27 protein-coding genes are annotated in these 22,239 nt (G+C 48.0%); 7 read left to right on the top strand and 20 right to left on the bottom strand.

The genetic code is table 11. The features are described from left to right. Positions 1-60: 60 nt before the first annotated feature. On the top strand, positions 61-633 hold the full coding sequence (locus H615_RS0104045) for a CGNR zinc finger domain-containing protein (RefSeq protein ID WP_051254588.1): 573 nt from the start codon (positions 61-63) through the stop codon (positions 631-633). 35 nt (positions 634-668) lie between these two features. Here H615_RS0104045 and H615_RS0104040 read toward each other — a convergent pair whose 3' ends face one another. Then, complete coding sequence (locus H615_RS0104040; protein WP_027953938.1) at positions 669-1,433, bottom strand: DUF4397 domain-containing protein; 765 nt, start codon at positions 1,431-1,433, stop codon at positions 669-671. Positions 1,434-1,567: 134 nt separating this feature from the next. Here H615_RS0104040 and H615_RS0104035 point away from each other — a divergent pair, with 134 nt between their 5' ends. Then, entirely contained in the window at positions 1,568-2,473 is a 906-nt protein-coding gene (locus H615_RS0104035; protein ID WP_027953937.1) for an EamA family transporter, read from the top strand. A 117-nt stretch (positions 2,474-2,590) separates the two neighbouring features. On the opposite strand, the gene H615_RS0104030 is transcribed toward H615_RS0104035, so the two are convergent. Continuing rightward, positions 2,591-2,815: a hypothetical protein gene (locus H615_RS0104030; RefSeq protein ID WP_027953936.1), complete on the bottom strand. Its 225-nt coding sequence runs from the start codon at positions 2,813-2,815 to the stop codon at positions 2,591-2,593. After that, the gene (locus H615_RS0104025; protein ID WP_027953935.1) at positions 2,816-3,004 is read right to left on the bottom strand and encodes a hypothetical protein; all 189 of its coding nucleotides are present in this window, start codon (positions 3,002-3,004) and stop codon (positions 2,816-2,818) included. Positions 3,005-3,158: 154 nt separating this feature from the next. Here H615_RS0104025 and H615_RS0104020 point away from each other — a divergent pair, with 154 nt between their 5' ends. The 3 genes from H615_RS0104020 (at position 3,159) to H615_RS20860 (ending at position 5,292) form a co-directional block, all read left to right on the top strand. Beyond that, positions 3,159-3,494, top strand: coding sequence for a hypothetical protein (locus tag H615_RS0104020; protein ID WP_027953934.1), 336 nt, complete (start codon positions 3,159-3,161; stop codon positions 3,492-3,494). Positions 3,495-3,545: 51 nt separating this feature from the next. After that, on the top strand, positions 3,546-3,725 hold the full coding sequence (locus H615_RS0104015) for a hypothetical protein (RefSeq protein WP_051254587.1): 180 nt from the start codon (positions 3,546-3,548) through the stop codon (positions 3,723-3,725). A 67-nt stretch (positions 3,726-3,792) separates the two neighbouring features. After that, positions 3,793-5,292: a potassium/proton antiporter gene (locus H615_RS20860; protein WP_035531243.1), complete on the top strand. Its 1,500-nt coding sequence runs from the start codon at positions 3,793-3,795 to the stop codon at positions 5,290-5,292. 36 nt (positions 5,293-5,328) lie between these two features. Here H615_RS20860 and H615_RS0104005 read toward each other — a convergent pair whose 3' ends face one another. The 12 genes from H615_RS0104005 to H615_RS0103950 all read right to left on the bottom strand — a co-directional run bounded on the left by H615_RS0104005 (position 5,329) and on the right by H615_RS0103950 (position 15,338). Further along, the gene (locus H615_RS0104005; protein ID WP_027953932.1) at positions 5,329-5,655 is read right to left on the bottom strand and encodes a hypothetical protein; all 327 of its coding nucleotides are present in this window, start codon (positions 5,653-5,655) and stop codon (positions 5,329-5,331) included. Positions 5,656-5,731: 76 nt separating this feature from the next. Beyond that, positions 5,732-6,730: a potassium channel family protein gene (locus H615_RS0104000; RefSeq protein ID WP_035531241.1), complete on the bottom strand. Its 999-nt coding sequence runs from the start codon at positions 6,728-6,730 to the stop codon at positions 5,732-5,734. Between the two features lie 430 nt (positions 6,731-7,160). Next, the gene (gene rbsB / locus H615_RS0103995; RefSeq protein WP_027953930.1) at positions 7,161-8,090 is read right to left on the bottom strand and encodes a ribose ABC transporter substrate-binding protein RbsB; all 930 of its coding nucleotides are present in this window, start codon (positions 8,088-8,090) and stop codon (positions 7,161-7,163) included. A gap of 11 nt (positions 8,091-8,101) precedes the next feature. Further along, entirely contained in the window at positions 8,102-9,058 is a 957-nt protein-coding gene (rbsC, locus tag H615_RS0103990; protein WP_051254585.1) for a ribose ABC transporter permease RbsC, read from the bottom strand. After that, entirely contained in the window at positions 9,042-10,541 is a 1,500-nt protein-coding gene (locus H615_RS0103985; RefSeq protein WP_027953928.1) for a sugar ABC transporter ATP-binding protein, read from the bottom strand. Before H615_RS0103985 ends, rbsC begins: the two co-directional genes overlap by 17 nt. A gap of 14 nt (positions 10,542-10,555) precedes the next feature. After that, positions 10,556-10,948 (bottom strand): D-ribose pyranase, encoded by a 393-nt coding sequence (rbsD, locus tag H615_RS0103980; protein ID WP_027953927.1) that lies wholly within the window; start codon positions 10,946-10,948, stop codon positions 10,556-10,558. Continuing rightward, entirely contained in the window at positions 10,945-11,835 is an 891-nt protein-coding gene (rbsK, locus tag H615_RS0103975) for a ribokinase (RefSeq protein ID WP_027953926.1), read from the bottom strand. Before rbsK ends, rbsD begins: the two co-directional genes overlap by 4 nt. After that, positions 11,832-12,818 (bottom strand): LacI family DNA-binding transcriptional regulator, encoded by a 987-nt coding sequence (locus H615_RS0103970; protein WP_027953925.1) that lies wholly within the window; start codon positions 12,816-12,818, stop codon positions 11,832-11,834. The genes rbsK and H615_RS0103970 overlap by 4 nt, the downstream gene beginning before the upstream one ends. A 296-nt stretch (positions 12,819-13,114) precedes the next feature. Then, complete coding sequence (locus tag H615_RS0103965; protein ID WP_027953924.1) at positions 13,115-13,609, bottom strand: DUF4188 domain-containing protein; 495 nt, start codon at positions 13,607-13,609, stop codon at positions 13,115-13,117. Position 13,610: 1 nt separating this feature from the next. Further along, the gene (locus H615_RS0103960) at positions 13,611-14,165 is read right to left on the bottom strand and encodes a PadR family transcriptional regulator (RefSeq protein WP_027953923.1); all 555 of its coding nucleotides are present in this window, start codon (positions 14,163-14,165) and stop codon (positions 13,611-13,613) included. Between the two features lie 46 nt (positions 14,166-14,211). Further along, positions 14,212-14,778 carry a DUF4269 domain-containing protein gene (locus tag H615_RS20855; RefSeq protein WP_051254584.1) on the bottom strand — a complete coding sequence of 189 codons (567 nt, stop codon included), beginning with the start codon at positions 14,776-14,778 and terminating at the stop codon, positions 14,212-14,214. A 68-nt stretch (positions 14,779-14,846) separates the two neighbouring features. After that, a complete protein-coding gene (locus H615_RS0103950) occupies positions 14,847-15,338 on the bottom strand; it encodes a lactoylglutathione lyase family protein (protein ID WP_027953922.1) in 492 nt (163 codons plus the stop codon). A gap of 121 nt (positions 15,339-15,459) precedes the next feature. Between H615_RS0103950 and H615_RS0103945 the strand changes: the two genes are divergently transcribed. Continuing rightward, the gene (locus H615_RS0103945) at positions 15,460-15,798 is read left to right on the top strand and encodes a winged helix-turn-helix transcriptional regulator (protein WP_051254583.1); all 339 of its coding nucleotides are present in this window, start codon (positions 15,460-15,462) and stop codon (positions 15,796-15,798) included. Between the two features lie 48 nt (positions 15,799-15,846). Here the strand turns inward: H615_RS0103945 and H615_RS0103940 are convergent, their stop codons facing one another. Further along, on the bottom strand, positions 15,847-16,494 hold the full coding sequence (locus H615_RS0103940; protein WP_051254631.1) for a DsbA family protein: 648 nt from the start codon (positions 16,492-16,494) through the stop codon (positions 15,847-15,849). A gap of 330 nt (positions 16,495-16,824) precedes the next feature. Here H615_RS0103940 and brnQ point away from each other — a divergent pair, with 330 nt between their 5' ends. Next, positions 16,825-18,201 carry a branched-chain amino acid transport system II carrier protein gene (gene brnQ / locus H615_RS0103935; protein ID WP_027953919.1) on the top strand — a complete coding sequence of 459 codons (1,377 nt, stop codon included), beginning with the start codon at positions 16,825-16,827 and terminating at the stop codon, positions 18,199-18,201. A gap of 646 nt (positions 18,202-18,847) precedes the next feature. Here brnQ and H615_RS0103925 read toward each other — a convergent pair. From H615_RS0103925 to H615_RS0103905, 4 genes are all read right to left on the bottom strand, one after another. Continuing rightward, positions 18,848-20,047: a serine-tRNA(Ala) deacylase AlaX gene (locus H615_RS0103925; protein WP_027953918.1), complete on the bottom strand. Its 1,200-nt coding sequence runs from the start codon at positions 20,045-20,047 to the stop codon at positions 18,848-18,850. Between the two features lie 66 nt (positions 20,048-20,113). After that, positions 20,114-20,659 (bottom strand): GNAT family N-acetyltransferase, encoded by a 546-nt coding sequence (locus H615_RS0103920; RefSeq protein ID WP_027953917.1) that lies wholly within the window; start codon positions 20,657-20,659, stop codon positions 20,114-20,116. A gap of 24 nt (positions 20,660-20,683) precedes the next feature. Then, complete coding sequence (locus H615_RS0103915) at positions 20,684-21,463, bottom strand: phosphotransferase (protein WP_027953916.1); 780 nt, start codon at positions 21,461-21,463, stop codon at positions 20,684-20,686. A 159-nt stretch (positions 21,464-21,622) separates the two neighbouring features. Then, positions 21,623-22,216: a hypothetical protein gene (locus H615_RS0103905; RefSeq protein ID WP_027953915.1), complete on the bottom strand. Its 594-nt coding sequence runs from the start codon at positions 22,214-22,216 to the stop codon at positions 21,623-21,625. Between the last annotated feature and the right edge of the window lie 23 nt (positions 22,217-22,239).

Here is a 22,239-nt window from a genome sequence, read left to right as displayed (position 1 = left end):
GTTAGAATGTTAAGGTATGTTAAACTATAAGTCAATAGAAAGGATTCGGAGGTTTTTATGATGCAGGATCGGATGACACTTTCCCAATTTTCCTCTTATGTATTTATTAACTTTTTCAATACGATAAACAGCCACTGGGATCAGGCGAATGATTATTTAACGACAGAAGCAGAGGTGTATCAATGGCTTGATCTCATGTCTTACCACGGACTCCTCTTAGATCAGCAGGTGAAAGCTCTCAAACAGGAAGCCTTTCACACTAAGAAAATCCGCGATTTCCGTGATCAAAGCCGTTCATATTTTTACAGTAAAGAAAATGAAGAAGAATTTACACACATGCTGAGTGAATGGACGAAAGGATCGCTGCAGTTCATCTTCGAACAGGGTGCGCTTGTACCGGTACCTTTAAAAGGGGGGGCGGACGGGCTGCTGGCGCTCCTTGCCTATCAAATGCTCCATCATAAGGAAGCCGGTATCTGGGAGAAGATTTCCGCATGCCAGAACGATGACTGCCTGGCATTGTTCGTAAATCAAAAAGGGCGGCGTAAATGGTGTTCCATGGACGTGTGCGGCAACCGGATGAAAGCAAGGAAGCATTACAGCAAGAAAAAAGCCGGCCAGGCTTCTGAATAAAAAAAGGAAGCGTTCCTGATGAACGCTTCCTTTTTTTATGGCTGCAGAAAAATCGCTTCGAGCGGCGGCTGCTCACCAGCCAACCCGACCGCAACAGCCGTATAAGCTTCATTCGGATTCAAGGTTACCCCTGGCACCTCGAGAACCACCTGGTTCGTTCCAGCTACCCGGACCTCTAAATCAGCTGTTGTCGGTGGAACCGTGATATAGCGGGTCGCCCGGCCGAACGGGACATTTCTAAACAGGACATCTCCGCCTTTGACGGCTACATCCACAGCCGGTGCGTTTGGAGAAAGATGCCAGAAACGGACCTTGGCATTGCCGTACGCGGTGTGATCATTGTCGACGACCGGGATGAGCTGAAGTTGATTGACTTTTCCAGCTGCAGCAACCGTATATTGACGATCAGCTTCAACAGCTACGTTCTGCGTCAGAACAGGCTGTGTAGTGTCACCAGCGGCATAAATATCTATGCGGTACTGTCCTTGAGGAACTTCCAAATACTCACTCTGCTGCTTATAAGGGACGTTTTCCAATATTTTCTGACCGTTCACATATACATCTACGTTCGGTGCATCCGGTGAAGCATGAAGAACTCTTACTTTTGCTGTACCCCCGCCACCTCCGCCCATGCCCATCCCTTCACTACGTTCACACATCACCCACTGCTGCATGCACTGCAGGTGCTTATGGTAATAGTGGATAGCCTTGTTCGGATCGATATACTTGTAATAATTTGAAAGCATATCATATTTCATTGCTTGCCACGCCAGCTGATCCGGATTTTCATTTGAATACATCGTGCCACTCCCCTTTCAAGAAATCCCCATTTTCATCTTATTCAGCAGATTCATGGACAGAACTATTTATCCCGGATGCCGTCTTACCTCGTTCATGATAAAGTGGAGGATGGATACAGAAAGAAGGTGACGGTATGAAAAAGAAAGGAGCCTTGTTGGTATTTATCGGAGCGGCAAGTTTCGGTTTTACACCGATTTTTGTGAAGCACGGATTTGCTGAGGGGTATTCGCTCGGGCAGTTGAACATCGCGCAGATGATCATAGCGTTCGTTCTACTGTGGCTGTTGTCTTTCCCGCATTGGAAGGACATCCGGCATATGAAGTACACCGACCGGCTCAAGGTGATGGGCGCGGGGTCGTCCGTAGGCTTAACGAGTATTTTTTATTACGGAGCGATGCAGTACATTCCCGCTTCCATGGCAATCGTCCTGCTCTTTCAATTTGTATGGATCGGAATGCTGATTGAATGGGTCTTCTTAAAAAAATCACCAGAAAAAGTGCACTTCGTCTCCCTTGGGATTACATTATCCGGGGTCATCCTGGCGTCCGAGGTTCTTTCGGGAGGCATGGGTGAGCTCCCTGCTGCCGGCGTGATCCTCGGCCTTTTATCAGCACTCTCCTATGCAGCGTTTATTTATACGAGTGGACAGGCCGCACCGGAAGTGAATTCCGTGCTCAGCAGCTCCTGGATGATAACAGGCTCACTCCTCCTCGTACTGATTGTATTTTCCAGGGACATTCCAACGTTTCCTGTCTTGGAAGGAGAGCTTTGGCTGATCAGTCTCGGCATTGCGATGGTTGGCGCCGTGATTCCCCCATTGTTTTTCGCTGGAGGGGCCCCGCACATTTCTGCAAGGCTGGCCAACATTCTCAGCTCTGTAGAACTGCCGGTGGCCATTGTATCGGCTATGGTGGTGCTGAAGGAACAGGTGACCATTCTTCAGTGGACAGGCATCGGCCTGATTCTCTTTTCCATCGTTGTCAATGAAACCGGAGACAGGTGGTTCGGACGCTCACAAAAAAAGAAAGCCGCTTCATAATCAGCGGCTTTCTCATCTCTTCTTATCCTTCCTTTTAAAACCACTGACAGCCATAAATAAGGTGAACAACAATATAAACCAGGAAGTAAAACCCACATCCGTCCACCTCCCATGTTCTTAAGAAACACGTGTGACCATCATTATAAACAGCAGCATAGACATCAGCATCTTACTTACTGCTTTTATGAATGAGCGATCCTTCCACGCTTTAACGCCGTCATACATTAGAAAGATTGAAACCACTCCAATAAATACGGTATAACCGGCTGGAAATATATTCATAACCTTAATCAAAAGACCTATAGCCACCATAACTAAAATCACCGGCAGTAAATGACGCATTTAAGACTCTCCCTTTTTCACATCCGTCAATTTCCCTAACCTGTGGAGCACTTCGAATGTTCCCAAAAAGATTCCTGTAAAGATTACCATCACCCATAACGCGGTGAAGTTCGTCCATACGTTAAAAACCGAAAGCAAAAAAGCTCCATTCAAGACGAACAGGAACAAATAAATCATCCATTTTAACATGCGGATCCCCCCGGACATTTTTTCTCTGCCTTTCTATACGAATGAACGTTAAAGACGTTTCAACATGTCAGCAATTTCCCAGTTTCTTCTTCCATGACTTTGACCGGATCGATTGATATAATAGAAAGATCACCTGTTTGGAAGGAGGGAAAAAATGCGCCTGTTTTCCATCTTCATTTTAGGATGCATGCTGTTATTTGCAGCGGTTTTAAGTCCGCATGGGAAATTTCAGGAGCTTGCCTACAGCTGGTCTGACGATTTGAATATCGCGTCATCTGTTGAGCTGTCGGACAGTGAGGCCGTATTTTTCCAGCCTCTATCCTTCCCTCTGCTCCCGGATCTGGACGACTTGGGATCTTCTATGTTTATACACGCTTCCCTTTTCTCATTTGTCCAATTCCGTGGACTTTTTGAGCACCAGGTGCTTGGTTTGCAGGGTGAAAACAGAGGATTTCTCATTGCCAGGCATACGAATTCAACCTATACATAAGCGCTCCTTTTTTCATGGATGCACATGATTCCATATAAAGGAGACAGCGCGTTGAAAAATTTTAAAGACACAGGGCTTTATGCCGTGGTCGTTCTATTTATTTATCTATGCTTTTTCGGTTTTGTCTGGCTCTTCGGTGCTCTAAACGGAGCGGACTGGTCCTCCTGGTGGGTCGGTTTTTCCTGGGACATGGTCAATACGAAAGAGCTGAAGCAGATCATAGGTTTGTAAAAGCGGGACCATGCTTGAAGTTTCAGGCATGGTCCTTGATCTACACATTGAATAAGGGAGTTATGGAATGTTTATTGAAGCTTTTGGAACGGATGCGTTTGTACTTATTACCGCGTTTTTACTTTTCAGCGGCATCATTGCTGCTAAATTTTCCAGCCGCTGGGGGCTGCCGGCGTTGATTCTGTTTATGATTGTCGGAATGATCATCGGCAGTGACGGACTTGGAATCATCTATTTCGATGATGCGGGAGTGGCCCAGCTGTTCGGGGTCTTCGCCCTCGTCCTGATTTTGTTCGAAGGAGGACTGCATACGAAATGGGCGACCGTCCGCTCCGTCGCCGTCCCTTCGTTGTCTCTCGCTACCATCGGCGTTGTCCTTACATCGACGTTAATTGGGGCGGCTGCTTTTCTTCTGCTTGACTTAAGCTTGATGGAGGGACTGCTGCTTGGGGCCATTGTCGGTTCGACCGATGCGGCCGCTGTATTTTCTGTGTTAAAAGAACGGAACATCAAAGCGAAAATGGGAGCGACCTTGGAAGCGGAATCCGGAACCAACGACCCGATGGCGGTCTTTTTAACTCTTTCCTTCATCGAGTTGATTTCCAATGAAGGCAGCTCCATCTGGATGCTCATCCCCACATTTTTCCTTCAGATGGGCCTGGGGCTCGTATTAGGTGTCCTGTTCGGCTGGACAGCCTCCTTCTCTATAAACCGCATCCGACTCGGATCAAGTGCACTTTATCCAATCTTATCGATTGCATTTGCGCTCTTGACCTACGGAATTACCGCGTTCGTCGGCGGAAGCGGCTTCCTGGCCGTTTACATTGCCGCGCTTGTTATTGGAAACCGGGAACTGACATACCGGTATTCCATATTTCAATTTAATGAAGGCTTTGCCTGGATGGCACAAATTCTCATGTTCATCATCCTCGGGCTGCTCGTCTTTCCGGACCAGCTGTTTTCATCCGAAGTGATGTATGACGGCATCATCCTGTCTCTGCTGCTCATCTTTGTTGCGCGGCCGGCGGCTGTCTTCCTTTCCTTGATCCGCCTGAACTATACGTTCAAGGAAAAACTGTTCATTTCATGGGCCGGACTGCGGGGAGCCGTTCCAATCGTCCTCGCTACTTTTCCGGTCGTAGATGGATTGAACAACAGTCAGACCTTATTCAACATCGTCTTCTTTATCGTGTTGACATCAGCATTGATTCAAGGCTCGACGATCTCATGGATGGCGGACCGCTTAAACCTTGTCGGCCCGAAAAAAGATACCCCGCACCATTCCATCGAACTGATATCCATGGGGAAGGTGGCTGTGGAAATGATCCAGTATCAGACAAGCCAGGAATCAGCAGTGGTGGGAAGCCGGCTGCGGGACTTGTCTTTCCCGAACCATGCGAACATTAATGCCATCATTCGTGATAATCAGGTCATCACCCCTTATGGTGAAACAGAAATCAAAGCTGGAGACTTCCTTTATATTCTAGTGGAATCTAAATATAAGGATCAGGTGACAAAGGAGCTGGAGAGAACAGTCACTCCTATAAAAACCGGATCCGAATCATAGAAAAGGAGAGGGCCCCGGGGTCCTCTCCTTTTCTATTTATTCCTCTCTGATTTCCACCTGGTTTAAAAATTTGTACACGAGGAGCTGTACCAGAATAAAGCCGATCCATAAGACCACCAGACTATTACGGTACATAAAAACAGAGAGTTCATGGTCTCTATGCAGATCAAACAGGCTGTCTACAATAATCATTGTCCCAATCCAGCTGTAAATCAGACTGATGATGAAAAACAGCCATTTGTTTTTCCGATCGGTAATGATTGACTTTTCATATGTATACGACACAGCAAATAGAATGACAGCTGTCAGCAGATGGACAACGACCATGACCATCAGACCGGAATGTTTTAATACAGGTAACATTCCTCCCCCCCCTTTCTTACGGAAAAACCCGGACCATTATCCCGTACCCAGCCGGATTTTTCAATACTCTAAGGGATCAGCAGAGCGCATCATACGTTTGTTTATCACAGACGACACGGATATGCGCCCCTTCAGGAAGCGGCTCATCCAAATGTTTATAAATGTCCATGTTTTCTCCGACGGCGATGACATTGCCCCCTTGGGACGTGACATCCTCGACAACATCTCGGTATGTCTTCCATTCTTCTTTTCTTTCAATCTGGCGCAGATCATAACCGGACTCCCGGCTGATGAGCTGATTGAATAACCCGGAAACGCCTTTTTGGAATGAAGAGCGGACGAGCATACGGGAGACAAACTCATCGGATAAAACGACCTCATCTACTTTGCTGTGCTTGAACATCGGAACGTGGTCGCGGTCGAGCACCTCGACCGTTGTATGGACGTGAGGAGCATTCTTTTCCAGAGCTGCGGCAACGAGCAGCGAGTTGCCGTCGACAAGCCTCGAACTGTCCGAGCAGTCTGTCGCAAAAACGATCGCACTTTTACTGTTTTCAAGATTGGCTTTGTCAAGAACATCCTTTTTCATCGGGCTGCCGTTTATGTAATGGACACGTTTCATGTTGAGAGGTTCTTTTTCTACCTCATCGATAAGAACAATTTCTGTCTCTTTATCGGCCAGCAGGATTTCATCAATGGCCAGCGCCGCTTTTTTGGACCAGCCGACAATGACAATGTGGTCTTTACCGTGATAACTCAATTTCCCTTCCTCCTTCCGCTTTTTAAAAATCCCCATCGCATTGGCAATCAGGCTGATGACCACACCCAGCACACCGATACCGACAAGGTAAAGCAGCATTGCAAAATTTCTACCAGCGGTTGTTTGTGGGGAGATGTCTCCATAACCGACGGTCGATATCGTCGTCATCACCCACCAGAGGCTGTCATGGAAACTCGTGAAGGTTTCAGGCTCGATCCACATGATTGTGAACGTACTGCCGAAAATGATCAGGAAAGAGCCGATCAGCAGCGTCGTTTTATCAAGTCGGATAAATTTGATTAGAATATTACGCAAAGGACTCCCTCCTATCTCTGTGGTGCATCGTTTCATAGATTATTTCTCGTATTGAAAAATGAAACGCGCGTAAAAAAAGATCGTTCGTTTCGCAAGCTGAAGGAAAGAAAACGGCCCTGCCCCAACCGCTTTCGTAAGCCAGGTTCAATGGTTTCAAGGATCTGGCTATTCGTCAAACAGAGGCCGGTTGTCATCAATCCTACCTTCGTCCTATTTCCTGTCAGTATTACAAACCACATGGTAAAACACAAGTAAAAACAGAAAGAGACAGCCTTATGGCTGTCTCTTCAAGGTGGTTCGAAAATTCCTGACAGATTTTTCGTGAATCCAAAGTGTACAATGGTGCATTCGGGAACAGACTCACCACGAATAATCGGAACGTGAGCACTGATTCTGATCAGCTCCACTATCCCAAACGCAGGGGTTCCAGTTATTCGTCGATATTCTCTGTCGTTACGAGTTTCAAAGGAACCGGAATCGTTTCCTCTACTTCCTCTCCCTGCAGCACATCGGCTCCTGCCTGGACAGCCAGCGAGCCGATCTGTTCCGGCTGCTGAGCGACCGTTGCGGAAAGATTTCCGTTCTGAATACTCGTCATCGCATCTTCGTTTCCGTCAAATCCAACTACAAGTACATCACGGCCGGAGCTTTGAATAGCCTGATAGGCACCAAGAGCCATTTCATCATTGTGGGCAAAGACCGCTTCCAAATCCGGATTTCCCTGAAGAATGTTCTCCATCGTATTCAACCCTTCTGTACGGTCGAAGTTCGCGGTCTGCTTAGCCGTCACATTCAACTGCTCATCGGCCACGGTATGGAAGCCGCTTCCGCGCTCCCTCGTTGCAGAGGCTCCGGGAACTCCTTCAAGCTCTGCCACTTTGGCGTCCTCCCCAAGCTGTTCCACAATATATTCGGCGGCCATCCTCCCACCTTTGGCGTTATCCGAACTGACGAGAGTGGCCACTTCCCCTTTTTCAGAAGAACGGTCCAGTGTAACGACAGGAATGCCGAGGCTGTTGGCAGACTGGACAGCCGTTGAAACCGCCGAAGAGTCTGTCGGGTTGATCAGCAGGACGTCGACCCCCTGCTGGATCAAATCCTCTACGTCGCTGACCTGTTTAGCTGCATCATTCTGTGCATCAACGACAACGACGTCCATCCCCTGTGCTTCTGCTTCCTTCTCCACCCCGTCTTTCATGGAAACGAAGAACGGGTTATTCAAGGTGGAAACAGACAATCCTACCTTAATATCTTCTGGATTTTTATTATTGTTCGGCTTGGCCCATTCCGGCGGCTGCAGGGAACAGGCACTTAGAAAAAGCAGGACTGCACCGATCATAAGTAAGAATCGTTTGTTCATGTTCATCCCTCCTAAGCTGATTTCTTACGGTCCATGAGGACAGCAATGATAATGACGACACCTTTAACGACCATTTGGAAAAAGGAGGATACCCCGAGCAGGTTCAATCCGTTGTTCAACGTTCCAATTATCAAGGCACCTATCAGTGTTCCAACGATCAATCCACGGCCTCCGGATAAGCTCGTCCCGCCAAGCACAACAGCAGCAATCGCATCCAGTTCGTAAGAGGTACCGGCAGTCGGCTGTGCTGAATTCAAGCGTGAGGTAAGAATCGCACCTGCAAGCGCAGACAATAGACCGGCTAAAGAATAGACAAGGACCTTTACACGGGAAACGTTAATTCCTGAAATAAACGCTGCTTTTTCGTTACCACCAATCGCATACGTACGACGTCCAAAAGGCGTTTTATGAAGAATCACCCAAAGAACAGCAAAAGCGAGCAGCATCGTCACCGCTGGTACGGGAATACCAAGGAAATAGCCGCGGCCGAACAGCTGAAACGCATAGCTGTCGCCAAGTCCTGTAATCGGGTTCCCGTCTGTATAGACAAGTGTCAGACCACGGAACATCGTCATCGTTGCCAACGTTGCAATAAACGGAGCCATCTTTCCTTTAGTAATCAACAGTCCGTTGACAGCCCCCATCAGCGCACCAAGCAGGCAGCCGATCAGAATAGCTAATATCGGATCAATGCCGGATACCATCATCCCGGCCATCAAGGCACTCGATAAAGCAAGAATCGATCCAACGGACAAATCGATGCCGCCGGTGAGAATGACGAAGGTCATCCCGTAGGCAATCAGGGCGTTAATGGCAACCTGACGAAGCAGATTTAATAGGTTCAAAGGTTCCAAAAAGCTGGGGTTTATAATGGATACAACGGTAATAAGTACAAGAAGCCCGACCAGCGGCCCCAGCTTCTGCAGTGACTGGCCGATGCTGTTCGTTTTTTTAATGGCGTTCATCATGGACGTTCCCTCCTGTCGCAAATGTCATAATCTTTTCCTGTGTCGCTTCCGACCGGTCCAGTTCACCGGCAATGGTGCCTTCGTGGACGACGAGAATCCTGTCGCTCATGCCGAGTACTTCCGGCAGTTCAGAGGAGACCATAAGGATAGCTACTCCACGATCGGTCAGCTCGTTCATCAACTGATAAATCTCCCGTTTTGCCCCGACGTCCACCCCGCGTGTCGGTTCATCAAGAATCAGCACTTTCGGTCCGATGCCGATCCATTTAGCAATGACCACTTTCTGTTGATTCCCGCCGGATAAGTTCTTCGCTTCGGTATGGGCAGATTCTGTTTTAATGGTCAGGCGCTTGATTAACATCTCCACAAACTCCAGCTCCCTGCCATCCTGGATAAGAGACCGTTTCGTGAAGCTTTTCAGGCTTGGGAGGGCGATATTATCTTTAATAGGAAAATCAAGCACGAGACCTTCGTCTTTCCTGTCTTCTGTAATCAACCCGAGTCCGAGTTTGATCGCTTGGCCTGGATTTTTCATAACGGCATGCTGGCCGTTCACATAAATTTCTCCCTCGTATTTCCCATCGAGTCCGAAAATCGTCCGCATGATCTCTGTTCTTCCAGCGCCCATCAATCCTGCAACACCGACAATCTCGCCGGACTTCACTTGAAAATTGACGTCCTGGAACACGCCCGGACGTGTCAGTTTTTTCACCTCAAGGACGGTTTCTCCCGGATTGGCCTGCCTTTCAGGAAAACGGTCGGTGAGTTCACGCCCCACCATTTTGCGCACCACCTCATCAAAACTCGTATCCGGAATTGGTGTCGTATCAATGGTACGCCCGTCCCGCATAACGGTAATACGATCGCACACGTCAAAGATTTCCTCCATCCGGTGGGAAATGTAAACAATGGAAACATCGGAGGCTTTTAAGGAACGGATCACGCCGAACAGCTTTTCAATCTCTCTGTCTGTTAAGGCTGCTGTCGGTTCGTCCATAATAATCACCTTGGCATCGGTCATGAGCGCCTTGGCGATTTCAATCATCTGCTGCTCCCCGACCGAGCACTGTCCGGCATCCTTATGAAGCGGGATGGAAATGGAGAGCTTTTCAAACTGCTCTTCCGCAACCGCTTTCATTTTTCTCGTATTGATTATTCCAAAGGATGTAACCGGTTCCCGATTAATGAACAGGTTCTCCAGTACGGTCAATTCCGGCCAGACATTCATCTCCTGATGAATAAAAGCGATGCCGTAGTTTTCCGCTTCTTTTGGGTTGGAGAACGTTTTTTCCTGACCATCAATCTGGATTGTTCCTTTATCCTTTTTATGAAGACCGGTCAGAATATTCATGAGCGTCGATTTTCCTGCCCCGTTCTCTCCCATGAGGGCGTGGACTTCCCCTTCTTTGATTTCGATATCCACGCCTTCCAGCACTTTGTTCGATCCAAACGCTTTATGAATCTGATTCATCGTAATATGCATCGTCTCACCCCTTTTTAGAAAATGACCCCGGCATGCAGGATACAGTTGGCATAAGGTGTCATTTCACCAGTACGGATCACTGCTTTGACATCTGTCAGCTCCTGCTTGAACGCTTCATGGGTACGTTCGTCCATCTCGACACCTTTGAACATTTCTTTCATTTTCTGATGAACAGCAGGGTTGGACACCATCTCCTCCGCTGTTGTCACTTTTTCTACACTCATCTCTTCCTGCATGACCTGTACGACTTCCATAAACCCCGGTACTCCTTCTTTTAACGCAAGGTCGATCTTAAGTGTCCCCGGCGGAACTGGAAGGCCAGCATCAGCGATGGCGATCCGATCGGTGTGACCGAGATCGGCGAGCACTTTACTAATGCTGCTGTTCAAGATGCCATGTCTCTTCATGACTCCAGTCCCTCCTCAACGCTCTGACGGGACGGCATTCCGCCCTGGGCTCCGAAGCCGGTGACAGACAAGCTGGCCGCACGGTTGGCAAAACGCAGGCTTTCTTCCGTCTCTTTTCCTTCGGCAATGGCGACAGCAAAGGCGGCGTTAAAGGTATCACCCGCTCCCGTCGTATCGACGGCCTTGACCGGGAAGGACGGCACTAGAACTTCCTGTCTGCCATTGTGGTAGCGGACGCCGGCTGCGCCTTCGGTGATGAACAATTTATTCTGGTGTGCCTGCAGCACCTCTGATAAAGCCAGTCCACCGAATAATACAGCGGCTTCATGTTCATTCGGTGTCACGTAGCTGACTTGATCCAGAACCACTTCTGGTACAGGTCTTGCCGGAGCTGGATTTAACAATAAAGGCACGCCATAACGCGAGCACAGCTCTGCGGCATGAACAACCGTTTCTTCCGGCACTTCCTGCTGAATCATGACAAGATCACTATTCTTCAAAAGTTCTTCTGCTTTTTCAATATACTCCGGAGTGACATGGTCGTTCGCTCCCTTGACGACGACGATGCTGTTATCGCCTTCTGCTAAGATGATGTGGGCCGTTCCACTTCTTTCATGTGTAACCGGTTCCACATAGTCGATGTGAACACCGTTACTCTTCAGATTGGCTGTAATTTCTTCTCCGTAGGTGTCTTCTCCTACACATCCGATCATATAGACATCTGCTCCCAGACGTGCGGCTGCGACCGCCTGGTTCGCTCCCTTGCCCCCGGGCACGGTATCAAATGCTTTACCTAATACGGTTTCACCTGCCTCCGGCCGTTTGTCAGAGGAGACGACAAGGTCCATGGAAGAGCTGCCAATGACAGCGATGGTCGGCTTTTTCATTCTTGATCATCCTTTCGTGTTGTATGTCGTTGGATCAATTCTACCGGCATTTGAATGGACCGGTGCTCTTGTTGAGGGTGCCCAATTCTTTGTATTAACAGTTCAGCCGCTTTTCTACCCATTTCATAAGCCGGCTGGCGGATGGTCGTCAGCGGCGGATAGGACAAACGGCTTTGTGGGATATCGTCATAGCCGATGATCTGCAGATCCCCGGGGATGTTTTTCCCCCGCTTCAACGCTTCATGGACGATGGCGATGGCGACAATATCATTACTGGCAATGATGCCGTCGGTTTCAGGGAATTTCTGAAACAGCTCCTCAGCCCAGTTCAAAGCTTCTTCAAAAGCATAGGAGGTTGTTGACATGACGGAAAAATCCACGTCCGCTTCCCCGAGAACCTCCATGGCGCCCCGGTAGCGGTCAACCGCGGGTTTAACGTGGGCAGGGCCTTTGACGAGCGTCACCCGCTGCGCCCCTTTTTTAATAAGGGTCTCTGCTGCGAGCCTTCCTCCTTCCCGGCCGTCTGCGTAGACAGCGGGATAACTGCTTGACGTACGGTCAAGCAGGACCAGCGGGAGATCCAGCGACTGGTACATATCATAATCAACGTGGTTGGTCGCTGTAATCATGCCAACCACATTATTCTGAACAAAGGTTTGAATGTAGTCCATTTCCTTTTCGATATCCTCATCACTGTTCCCGAGCAGAAGACGGAAGCCCTGGCGACCGGCCTCATCCTCCACTCCTCTGGCCAGCTGAGGGAAAAATGGGTTTGTTATATCAGGAAGAAGCAGGCCGATCAATCTGGAGCCCCGCTTATAAAGCGACCGCGCCACTTCGTTGGGGCTGTAATTCAGCTCTTCAATAGCCGCCATCACGTTCTTCCTTGTTTCTGTTCCTACATAGCCATTATTATTCAACACACGTGATACCGTAGCCACGGACACCCCCGCATGTTTCGCTACATCTTTAATTGTTACCATAGCTTCACTCCTGCATTGTGTAACCGGTTACATAGAACATAGCATAAAACTTACAAAGAAGGCAAGAACAAAATAAAAAACCCGGACCAGCTGATCCGGGTTTCTGGATATTCATTACACACAGCTGATTATCTGTGCATGCTTTTCGGTCAGACTATGCGGTCACGTTCTGCTTATCAGTGGATGCCTGCCGTGGGCACGGCCTCATCACTGAACTCTCCTCGTGAGCTCACCATGCGTTGAGCTGAAGGCACTTAAAAACGCTGGATTTCTCTACAAGCATGTAGGAGGGTTTTTCACCCTTTTGCGGCAGCGTGACTTTTTAAGCGCCGGCGCGCTGAAATGGTCTGTGGGGTGATTTCCGTATGACCGATGGCTTTAGCCAGCCCGAATTTCGGCATGTTTCCATAGATCGATTCAAACTGCCCCGGTTTCTGAAGATATGTTTCGTGATAGATGCCGACTTCTTCTGTATCGCCGGCTAGTTGGTAAAACTTCTTCCACACCTGCCTGTGCTTTTTCCCACGGGCATAGTCCATCAAGGCTTCCTCTGATTCCCAATACTGCACCATCAGCACGGTTCGGCCTGTGAAAAAGTTCTCCATATCAAGAAACCCCATGTCTTTTTGTGTATACAGCTCCTTGATCATCGGCGGCATCGCCCGGAGCACAGGGAGCCATTTGTGTACCGCCCGCCATTTATTGATCCTCATCCCGATGAGAAAAACGACAAACCCTTCCTCTCCTGCCGTTTCTGTCGTATAACGTCCTTGAAACACTTGTTTCCCCACGTTACTCCTCCTTCATTTCATCGATACGGGATTTCGTTTTCTCACACCATTCGACAGCTGCCTCCGTCGTTGCAAGGCCGTAATCCAGTGTAATGATCCAGAACGGCGCGTCTTCCGACGGACACTCCTCCCTCAGCAGCATTTCTTTGATGCTCTGATACGTATGCTGCTTCTTATACAGCTTTTCCCTGTAGCTTTCCAACTGATGAAGAATGACTGATTTCTCCTGATTCCGGCTGAAAAACAGCTTCAGCAGCAGTTCATTTTTCTCCACTGGAAGATCTTCCACCGGTTTCATCAACCAGGAGCGGAGCTCTTCTTCACCGGACGGAGTTATGATGTACTCCTTCTTATCCGGCCGGCCTTCCTGTGAGGTGACTTTAACGTCGGCACGCCCCTCCTCCACCAGTTTCTTAAGCGTCGGGTAAATCTGCCCGTAGCTGATTTTCCAAAAATGATTCAAGCTCCCATCCATCATCCGCTTCATCTCATAGCCTGTGTGAAATCCTGCTGTCATCAAGCCAAGCAAGGCATAAGGGGTATGGTTTTCCTTCATAGGCTTCTCCTTTTATATCATCATGATATATATCTATTTGATATAATTATAAAACAGAACACCCGCAGAATAAACAGAATATTTTCAAATCCACCCCTTTTTTTTTTCCATACGCAAGCAGCCCTTCATATGGATCTCCTTCTATTTCTAATTGACCACAGAATGCTGCTTCCGTGGAAAAGCCGTCTTTCTTTTTCTGAAGAATGATGAGTTTGAGAGAAGGATCCTCACGGAGGATACAGTATTCAATGAACATGTGAAGCCAGGCATTCTGCTCGGCCACAGGCTGATTTTGAGCGAACAGCTCCCACTCCAATCCCCCATAGCGGAAATTGGCTTTTGCGATCTTACGGCCTCGTATGTATTTTTCAGCGGTTTTAAAATTGGAAAAATCACCATACAGACACTTCCATTTCTTTATTAAAAGGGAAAGATCTTTTGCCTGCATGATGACATCAACGTCGGAATCCTCCAAATCAATCCCGAGTGGAATGGTTCCACAAATGACCGGGTGGTTTTCCTTGAATTGTGCATCGATGTTCAGCTCTTGAAACAGCTGCAGGACGTGCCGCTGCTTCTCAGACCCCTTTCTTAGTAGATCCATCACATTCATCAGACTCCCTCCTTCTCCTTACCATAAAAAGAAACGCCCCTGTCTGCAAGGACAAGGGCGCTCGTTTATTAGTAAGCTCCGTCAGAATACGTCAGCTCATAGCTGTGGGAGTAAATTTCAAAAATGTTGCCGAACGGATCTTCAACATAAACCATCCGGTACGGCTTATCTCCAGGATAGTATTCACGAATCGGCATGCGCTGCTTTCCGCCGTGGGCTTTAATTTTTTCAACCATGCCTTCCACATCCGGGTCCTGGATGCAGAAATGGAAAATGCCTGTCTTCCAGTATTCAAAATTATTTTCCGGCTGCTCGTTCTCCGGGAATTCGAACATCTCGACACCGATACGGTCACCTGTAGCGAGGTGGGCAATGCGGAACTGCTCCCAGTCGTTTCCGAAGACGTCACGGCACATCTGGCCGATCGCTGTGTCATCATTTTTCACTTCTGAAGGCTCCATAATGACATACCAGCCAAATACCTCCGTATAAAATTTAACCGCTTCATCTAAATTCGGGACAGAAAGTCCAATATGGGAAAAAGATCTTGGAAAAGTCATCATTGTTAATTCCTCCTTGTTTTATTTCCTTTACAAATTCCATTATAGTTAGATTTAGACGTTTGAGAAGAACGCACTTTAAAGTAAGAGGCTTACCAAAAGGTTAGAAAGGAGCCCGTTTATGAAGGCACCGATGGACGATAATGGAAAGCTTAAATGCTCCATTGAATATACATTGAAAAAGATCGGCGGCAAGTGGAAAACCGTCATTCTCTGGCACTTGAGCGTAGACGGCACGCTTCGCTACAACGCTTTGAGGAACCTGCTTCCCGGCATTTCCCATAAGGTGCTGAGCCAGCAGCTGAAAGAACTGGAGGAGGATGGATTCATCATCCGCTTCCAATATGATACCGTCCCTCCAAAAGTCGAGTACTCCATAACAGATATGGGGAAAACGTTGATGCCGATTCTTGAACAGATGCATAAGTGGGGGACCACCTATGGAGATTTGGAACCATAAAAAAACCTGCAGCAAGGCCTGAACTTAGCCTGCTGCAGGTTTTTCTTTTTATTCCGATTTTGCTTCCTCAACCATTTGAACGAGGTCATCGATGGAGCTGCCTTCGAACTTTTCACCATTAACGAAGAGTGTCGGCGTGCCAGTGACATCCCAGTCACCAGCCCAGTCAAGGTCACGGTCAAGCGCTCCTTCTCCGGCCCCATCCTGATAGGCGGTAAGAACAGACTGTGCTTCTTCTTCACTGACGACTTCTGCGAGTGTGTCATATAAGTAATCTTCGGTGTAAACTTCCTGCTGCTCGGTTCCCGGCTCCTGCTTTTCATACATCAATTCATGAAATTCCCAGAAGGTCTCGTTTCCAAGCTCCTCATAAACGACTTCAGCAAACTCAGCAGAGCGGTCGGAGTCAGCGTTGATAAATGGATATTGAATAAAGTAAAATTTCACATCACCGGTTTGTATCAGCTGCTCATCAATCAATGGAAAGAATCCAGACTCAAAATCCTTACAGTACGGACACTTATAGTCCCCGAATTCTACAATATTTACTTCTGCGCTCTCTTCACCTAAGTATGGCTGATTTTCATAACGATCCGCTGTATCTTCACTTGACTGGCCTCCGCTTAATAAAGCAATGGCGCCAATCACAATGACAACGGCGGCTGCAACAGCCATCCAAATCCACGTTTTTTTCATTTTTGTTTCCTCCATGTGTACGATTTCAGGCTTCTGCCATTCAACCACGATGACCCGCCTGGATGATCCCCATATTTTCCGTACATTCGGAAAAATCTCCTACGGAAATATCATGCATGACCACTCTGCGAAAGTCAAAAAAATCATCTAATATCGAGGGCAGAAACGGGTCTCTATCCAGATGATTCCAAAGAAAACGATGCCATTTTTGAAAAAGACAAATAATTTCAACGAATTGCGGTAAGGCTATTGTTCCTTCCATCGATTCTTGGTAGGATAATCTTTATTCGTTCAGCGAATGACGACTACATCGAAGAAAGGAACATGCATATGCAGCAACGAACTTCTATTTCCACCTACATCATGATTGGAACGATGCTGTTCGGGTTATTTTTCGGAGCTGGGAACTTGATTTTTCCGATTCAGCTTGGACAGCTTGCTGGAACTTCCTTCTGGCCGGCTTTGATCGGTTTTCTCGTCACAGCCATCGGACTACCGTTCATGGGTATCCTTGCCATCGGCTTATCCGGAAGCAGCGGCCTTCACGACTTGGCCAGCCGGGTCCACCCATTATTCGGAACGGGGTTTGCTCTTTTATTATACTTAACCATCGGACCCTTTTTCGCGATTCCAAGAACAGCTACCGTCCCATTTGTCGTTGGATTTGAACCTTTCCTTGACCAAGGATCAGCGACTATCTGGCTCGGCGTTTTCACCTTTATCTTTTTTGCGGCGGCCTACTACTTTTCTCTGAATTCGGCAAAAGTGATGGATATCGTCGGGAAGTATCTGACTCCGACCTTTTTACTGTTCTTATCCATTCTTATCGTTACAGCCATCATCAATCCGATGGGAAGCTTCGGTGCCCCAACAGGAGATTATGAAGCCATGCCGTTTATGACCGGCTTCAAGGAAGGCTACAATACGATGGATGCGCTCGGCGCTCTCGCTTTCGGCATTGTGGTCATTCATGCGATCCGCCGTCTTGGGATTACCGACTCAAAAGCGATTGCGAGTACAACGTGGAAATCCGGATTGTTTGCCATGAGTTTGATGGCACTGATTTACGGATTGATTACGTATATGGGGGCATCCAGTACAACAGCCGTCGGACAGTTTGAGAACGGCGGATTGACCTTTGCAGCGGTCTCTCAGTTCTACTTCGGATCCTATGGTTCCATCCTGCTTGCCTTGATCATCATCCTGGCCTGTTTGAAAACGTGCATTGGTCTGATCATTGCCTGCAGTGAATTTTTCCATACGATCTATCCGAAAGTCAGCTATAAGACGTTCGTCCTTGTGTTATCCCTGTTTTCCTTTATCGTGGCAAACGTTGGGCTGACGAATATCATCGAGTATGCGGTTCCTGTACTGATGTTCTTATATCCGCTGGCCATCGTTCTTATTCTGCTCGGTCTCAGCTCTAAAATGTTCAACCATAAGCGGACCGTTTATGCTGGAGCCATGGGGCTAACCTTTTTCGTCAGCATCATCGATGGATACAACGCCCTTGTGGGGACTATCCCATCAATTGCCACCGAGTGGCTGGAATCGGTCAACAACCTCTATGCAACCTACCTTCCGTTTTACGATATCGGCCTTGGCTGGATACTGCCGGCCGTGATCGGAGGATTGGTCGGTTATTTTTGGAAGAATCATCACGTCCAGCCTTCCAAGACTATGCAGACAGAAACGATTCAATCATAAAAAGAAGCGTACCTGATCCTTTCCAGGTACGATGGCTGTAGAAAAAGCCTGTGCTAATCAGGTAGAGTTATCCATTTGTCGTGGGAAGAAGGGTCACTTTCCGCTTATCGTTGGATGAATGCCGCGGGCACGCCCTCAGCTAACTTGGTCAGGAAGGTCGCCTGCCCAAGTGGATCTTCGGACCGTGCTGTTCCCGCAGGCATCACCACCGAACGCTTCTCGTGGCGACGTTAGAATATAGAGTAGAGATTGTGCACGAAGCAGGTTCGCAGATTCAAAAGAACGGCATGGGCTGTGCTGTTGCGCACTTGCGTGGAAAAGAAAAAGGGAAGGAACAGCCGCTGATACGGCTGTCTGCCGGAATATAAAAAAGACTCTCCTCCATCCAGCAAGGGTGAGCTGGGTGAAGGAGAGTCTTTGTCGATGTTAAAGAACCTCCAAGGAGCGGTGCCCCTTCCACTCCTGCGGAAGAACGAGTGGTCCGAGATCTCCGAGCGTGGGTTTTGCGAGGAAGCTCGGGCGCGCGTCCGCGGAAAGGGAAGGGGCTTTCGCTCCTGGCGGTAAGAAAGATAAAAAGCTTGTAAAGAAACAGGGGTTTCTCTACAAACTGCGTACCTGATCTTTTTCAGGTACGCTTCTTTTTTATTTATTCAGCAGGAGCAAGCAGCTGTTCCTTCACTTTTTCAGCAAATGCTTCACCGGACATCAGGTTCTGGCCGCCTCCCTGGACAAAGTGAGGCCGGCCGCCTCCCTTGCCTTCAATCAGCGGCATCACTTGTTTGGCGACAGCATTCATATTACCATCGAGGGATTCTCCTCTTGCAATAACAAATTGAAGCTGATCTTCCTGCTCACTCACAAAGACAACCCGATGGTCGGAGGTCTGCTTAAGCACGGCCTGAGCCAGAGACTGCAGGACCTTAATGGAACGATTCTTGTACACATTCACGATGATCTTATCCGCCCGATGAGCAGCTGCCAGCTCTGAAGCTTCGTAAGATAACAGTTCCTCTTCCAGTTCAGCGATTTGTTTATCTTTTGCCTTGTCAGTTTGGATGAGAGACTTCACCTCATCAACAAGCTCCGCTTCCGGTCGTGAGATCAGCTGCTTGACCCCTTGGATGATCTGGTGTTTGTCTTCCAGCTGCTTCAAAACACGATCGCCGCAGACAAATTCCAGACGGACCTGCCCTTTGTTCTTCGTCCAGCCGAGGAATTTCACCATTGCCACTTCCGCAGTCGATGATGGGTGTGTACCGCCACAGCCGCTGTAATCGATCTCCGGAATAATGACAAGACGCACGTCCCCTTCCACACTTAACGATTTGCGAAGTGGGTAGGCGTCTGCTTCTTCCACCGTCACCCATTTCGTATCAATCGGATAATCAGCGCGGATAATCTTATTGATTTTCGCTTCTGCTTCCTTCATGACGGCTTCACTAAGTTGAGGGGTATCCAGGTCGATCGTAACCGTATCCGCACCCAAATGAAAGCTTGTCGTTGGAATCTGATAATCATCATGGAAAATAGCGGATACGATGTGCTGTCCGCTGTGCTGCTGCCTATGGTCATTCCGCCGCTGTTCATCCACAATGCCATGGATACCTGTGTCTTCCAGTGGCAGAGCTTCAGCCAGGTAATGACGGATCACCCCATCTATTTCCTCGACATCAACAACAGTGGTCCCGTTCAATGTGCCGGTATCGTGAGGCTGACCTCCTCCTGTCGGATAAAAGGCCGTCTCTTCAAGAACCGCGTACGGTCCACGGTCATCCTTTCCGGTTTCTTTTACATATGTATGAAAACTTGTAAGATACGCATCTTCGTAATACAATTTCTTTGTCATCGTTCTTCCTCCTGTCTATCCCCTATCGTACCATGAGCGCCTTTTGCTTTGCATGAATACCAGTATTTATGCAAACTCAGACTCTGATTCCAACAGTCCAAATACATCATGATCCACGTACGTCTTCCCTAGCATCTCTGCCTCCCGGATCCGTCCTTCATATGCAAAACCGAGCCGGCGGGGAATGGTTGAACTGCTTTCATTTCCAACAGCCACCCGGAGTTCAATACGGTTCAACCTCAGCGTTTGGAAGCAGTGACGTACGACTTCCCGGCAGGCGGCTGTCATCAGACCCTTCCCACAAAAAGGCTCGCCCATCCAATAACCAATGGATGTGGATTTGTGATGCCAGTCGACGCCATGCAGACCAATGACCCCTGCCAGCTCTCCTTTATAGATGATTCCTGCCTGAAAACCGTTGTTCTCTGCATACTGTTGAAGCGAGCTTTCGATAAATTCCAGAGAGTGCCCAGGGTTTTCCACAGCGTCCACCCATGGGAGCCACCGCCGCAAATGGCCCCTTGAGGAATCAACAAGATGGAAGAGCTCAGCCTTATCTAAAGAATGCAGCAGCCTGAGGTTGGTTTGCTCATCCACGTTTATAGAAAGCATGACTCTCTCCCCCTTTCTTACCCTTCAAACCCAGGCATGTCCATATGTTTGAATAAATGCGATGTCTTTTTGATAATGATCGAGATGTCCTTCCTTAATCATTCCTTGGAATGCACGATCACCTTCAGACGCTTTTCGCGTCATCGTTTCACATAATGCTTGCAGTCGCAACACGACCAGCTTCATTAGGTCCTTATCCAATTTCTCTAAATGATAGGCATTAAAGAATAATTCTATTCTCTGTTTAATCCGCTCATCATCCGCTATCATCTTCCCGGCTTCCGTATAAGAGAATCGGCTTAAAGGAACGCACGTATAAAGCGTATAGGCCACGTCCCATATTTTAGGTCCGGGGGCAGCGACATCAAAATCAATGATCCCCACCGGTTTCTCATCGTTAAAAATAATATTGTACACAGCAAAATCATTATGGCAGACCACTTCTCTCTGATCCGGCGTACCATCCAATGACTCCCATTCATCAGAGAAAGGGAAATCGCTGACCGTTTCATGATAGTGACGGAGCATATTCGCGATATCAGCTAACACATTGTCCGACAACATGTATTTTTTCAACGGATAGTTCCCGGCTTCGCCCCATATGTACGATAAAACTTCACGTCCCTGCTCATCCATTCCTAAAAATTTCGGCGCATAGGAATAGCCTTTCTCTTCTAAGTGATTCAACAGCTGCTGAATTCGGGCGCTCCCAGACTTTCTTTCCCGTCGAACCGTATCTCCAGATCGGTAGACGCTTGTTACATTACCACCCGTCAGCCTCTCTTCACCTTGTTGTTCTGTCATAAACCCACCTCTAATCTCTATCCAACCACCACTTCGCTATAAAAAAGAAAAGAATGAAGACAACGCTCGCACTCCAATAGTACCATTGAGGGACATGCTCAAACCCGTACATATATACACCCTCCTGACAGATTTATAGATTCGGACTCCAAGTACCTTTCAAGCATTATGTAACTGATCAAAGACGATAACAGGGATCATGAGGATCAACAGCTGTTGAAACTCTGACAAATCACTACGGTTGACAACCTCATAGTGATCCATGGACGCTAAAGCTTCCTTTGTTGTCGGATATGGAATCGACCGCTTTTTGATAGTCGAGAGCTTTGAGGAAGGGTCATCTTCTTCATATACCACAAAATCCAGTGATCCATTCTTTCCCTCCGCCGAAAGGAGCAGCCTGCCCGCTGTATCCCGGATGCTCAACCGTTGCGAACTGAATTTTAATTTCTGCTCAAGGACGGCCACCCGCTTCCCATCCTGGCCAAAAATATCGACCTGCTGATTTAGTCCTCTTTTTTTACGAAAGGCAGCCACAGGCTCAGCTTTAGGATTGGTCATACTAAAATGCTTACTGGATAGAAAATGTAAGCTGACCCATTGAAGCAGCTGATCCTTCCAGCTGGACGCCGACTCAGCTGTTTCTTCAATCATACCGATGAGCGCTCCACCTGCCCGAATCGAAAACTGCTGCTTCTGACTTTTATAGAGAGATTGTGGCTTTACTTCCAGTTTGCTGTGGACGGTATACACTGAATGATCACTTCTTTCCTTCT

The sequence above is a fragment of the Halobacillus kuroshimensis DSM 18393 genome, assembly GCF_000425705.1.
GTDB classification, from domain to species: domain Bacteria; phylum Bacillota; class Bacilli; order Bacillales; family Halobacillaceae; genus Halobacillus; species Halobacillus kuroshimensis.
This window is presented reverse-complemented; position numbering and strand designations above follow the sequence as displayed.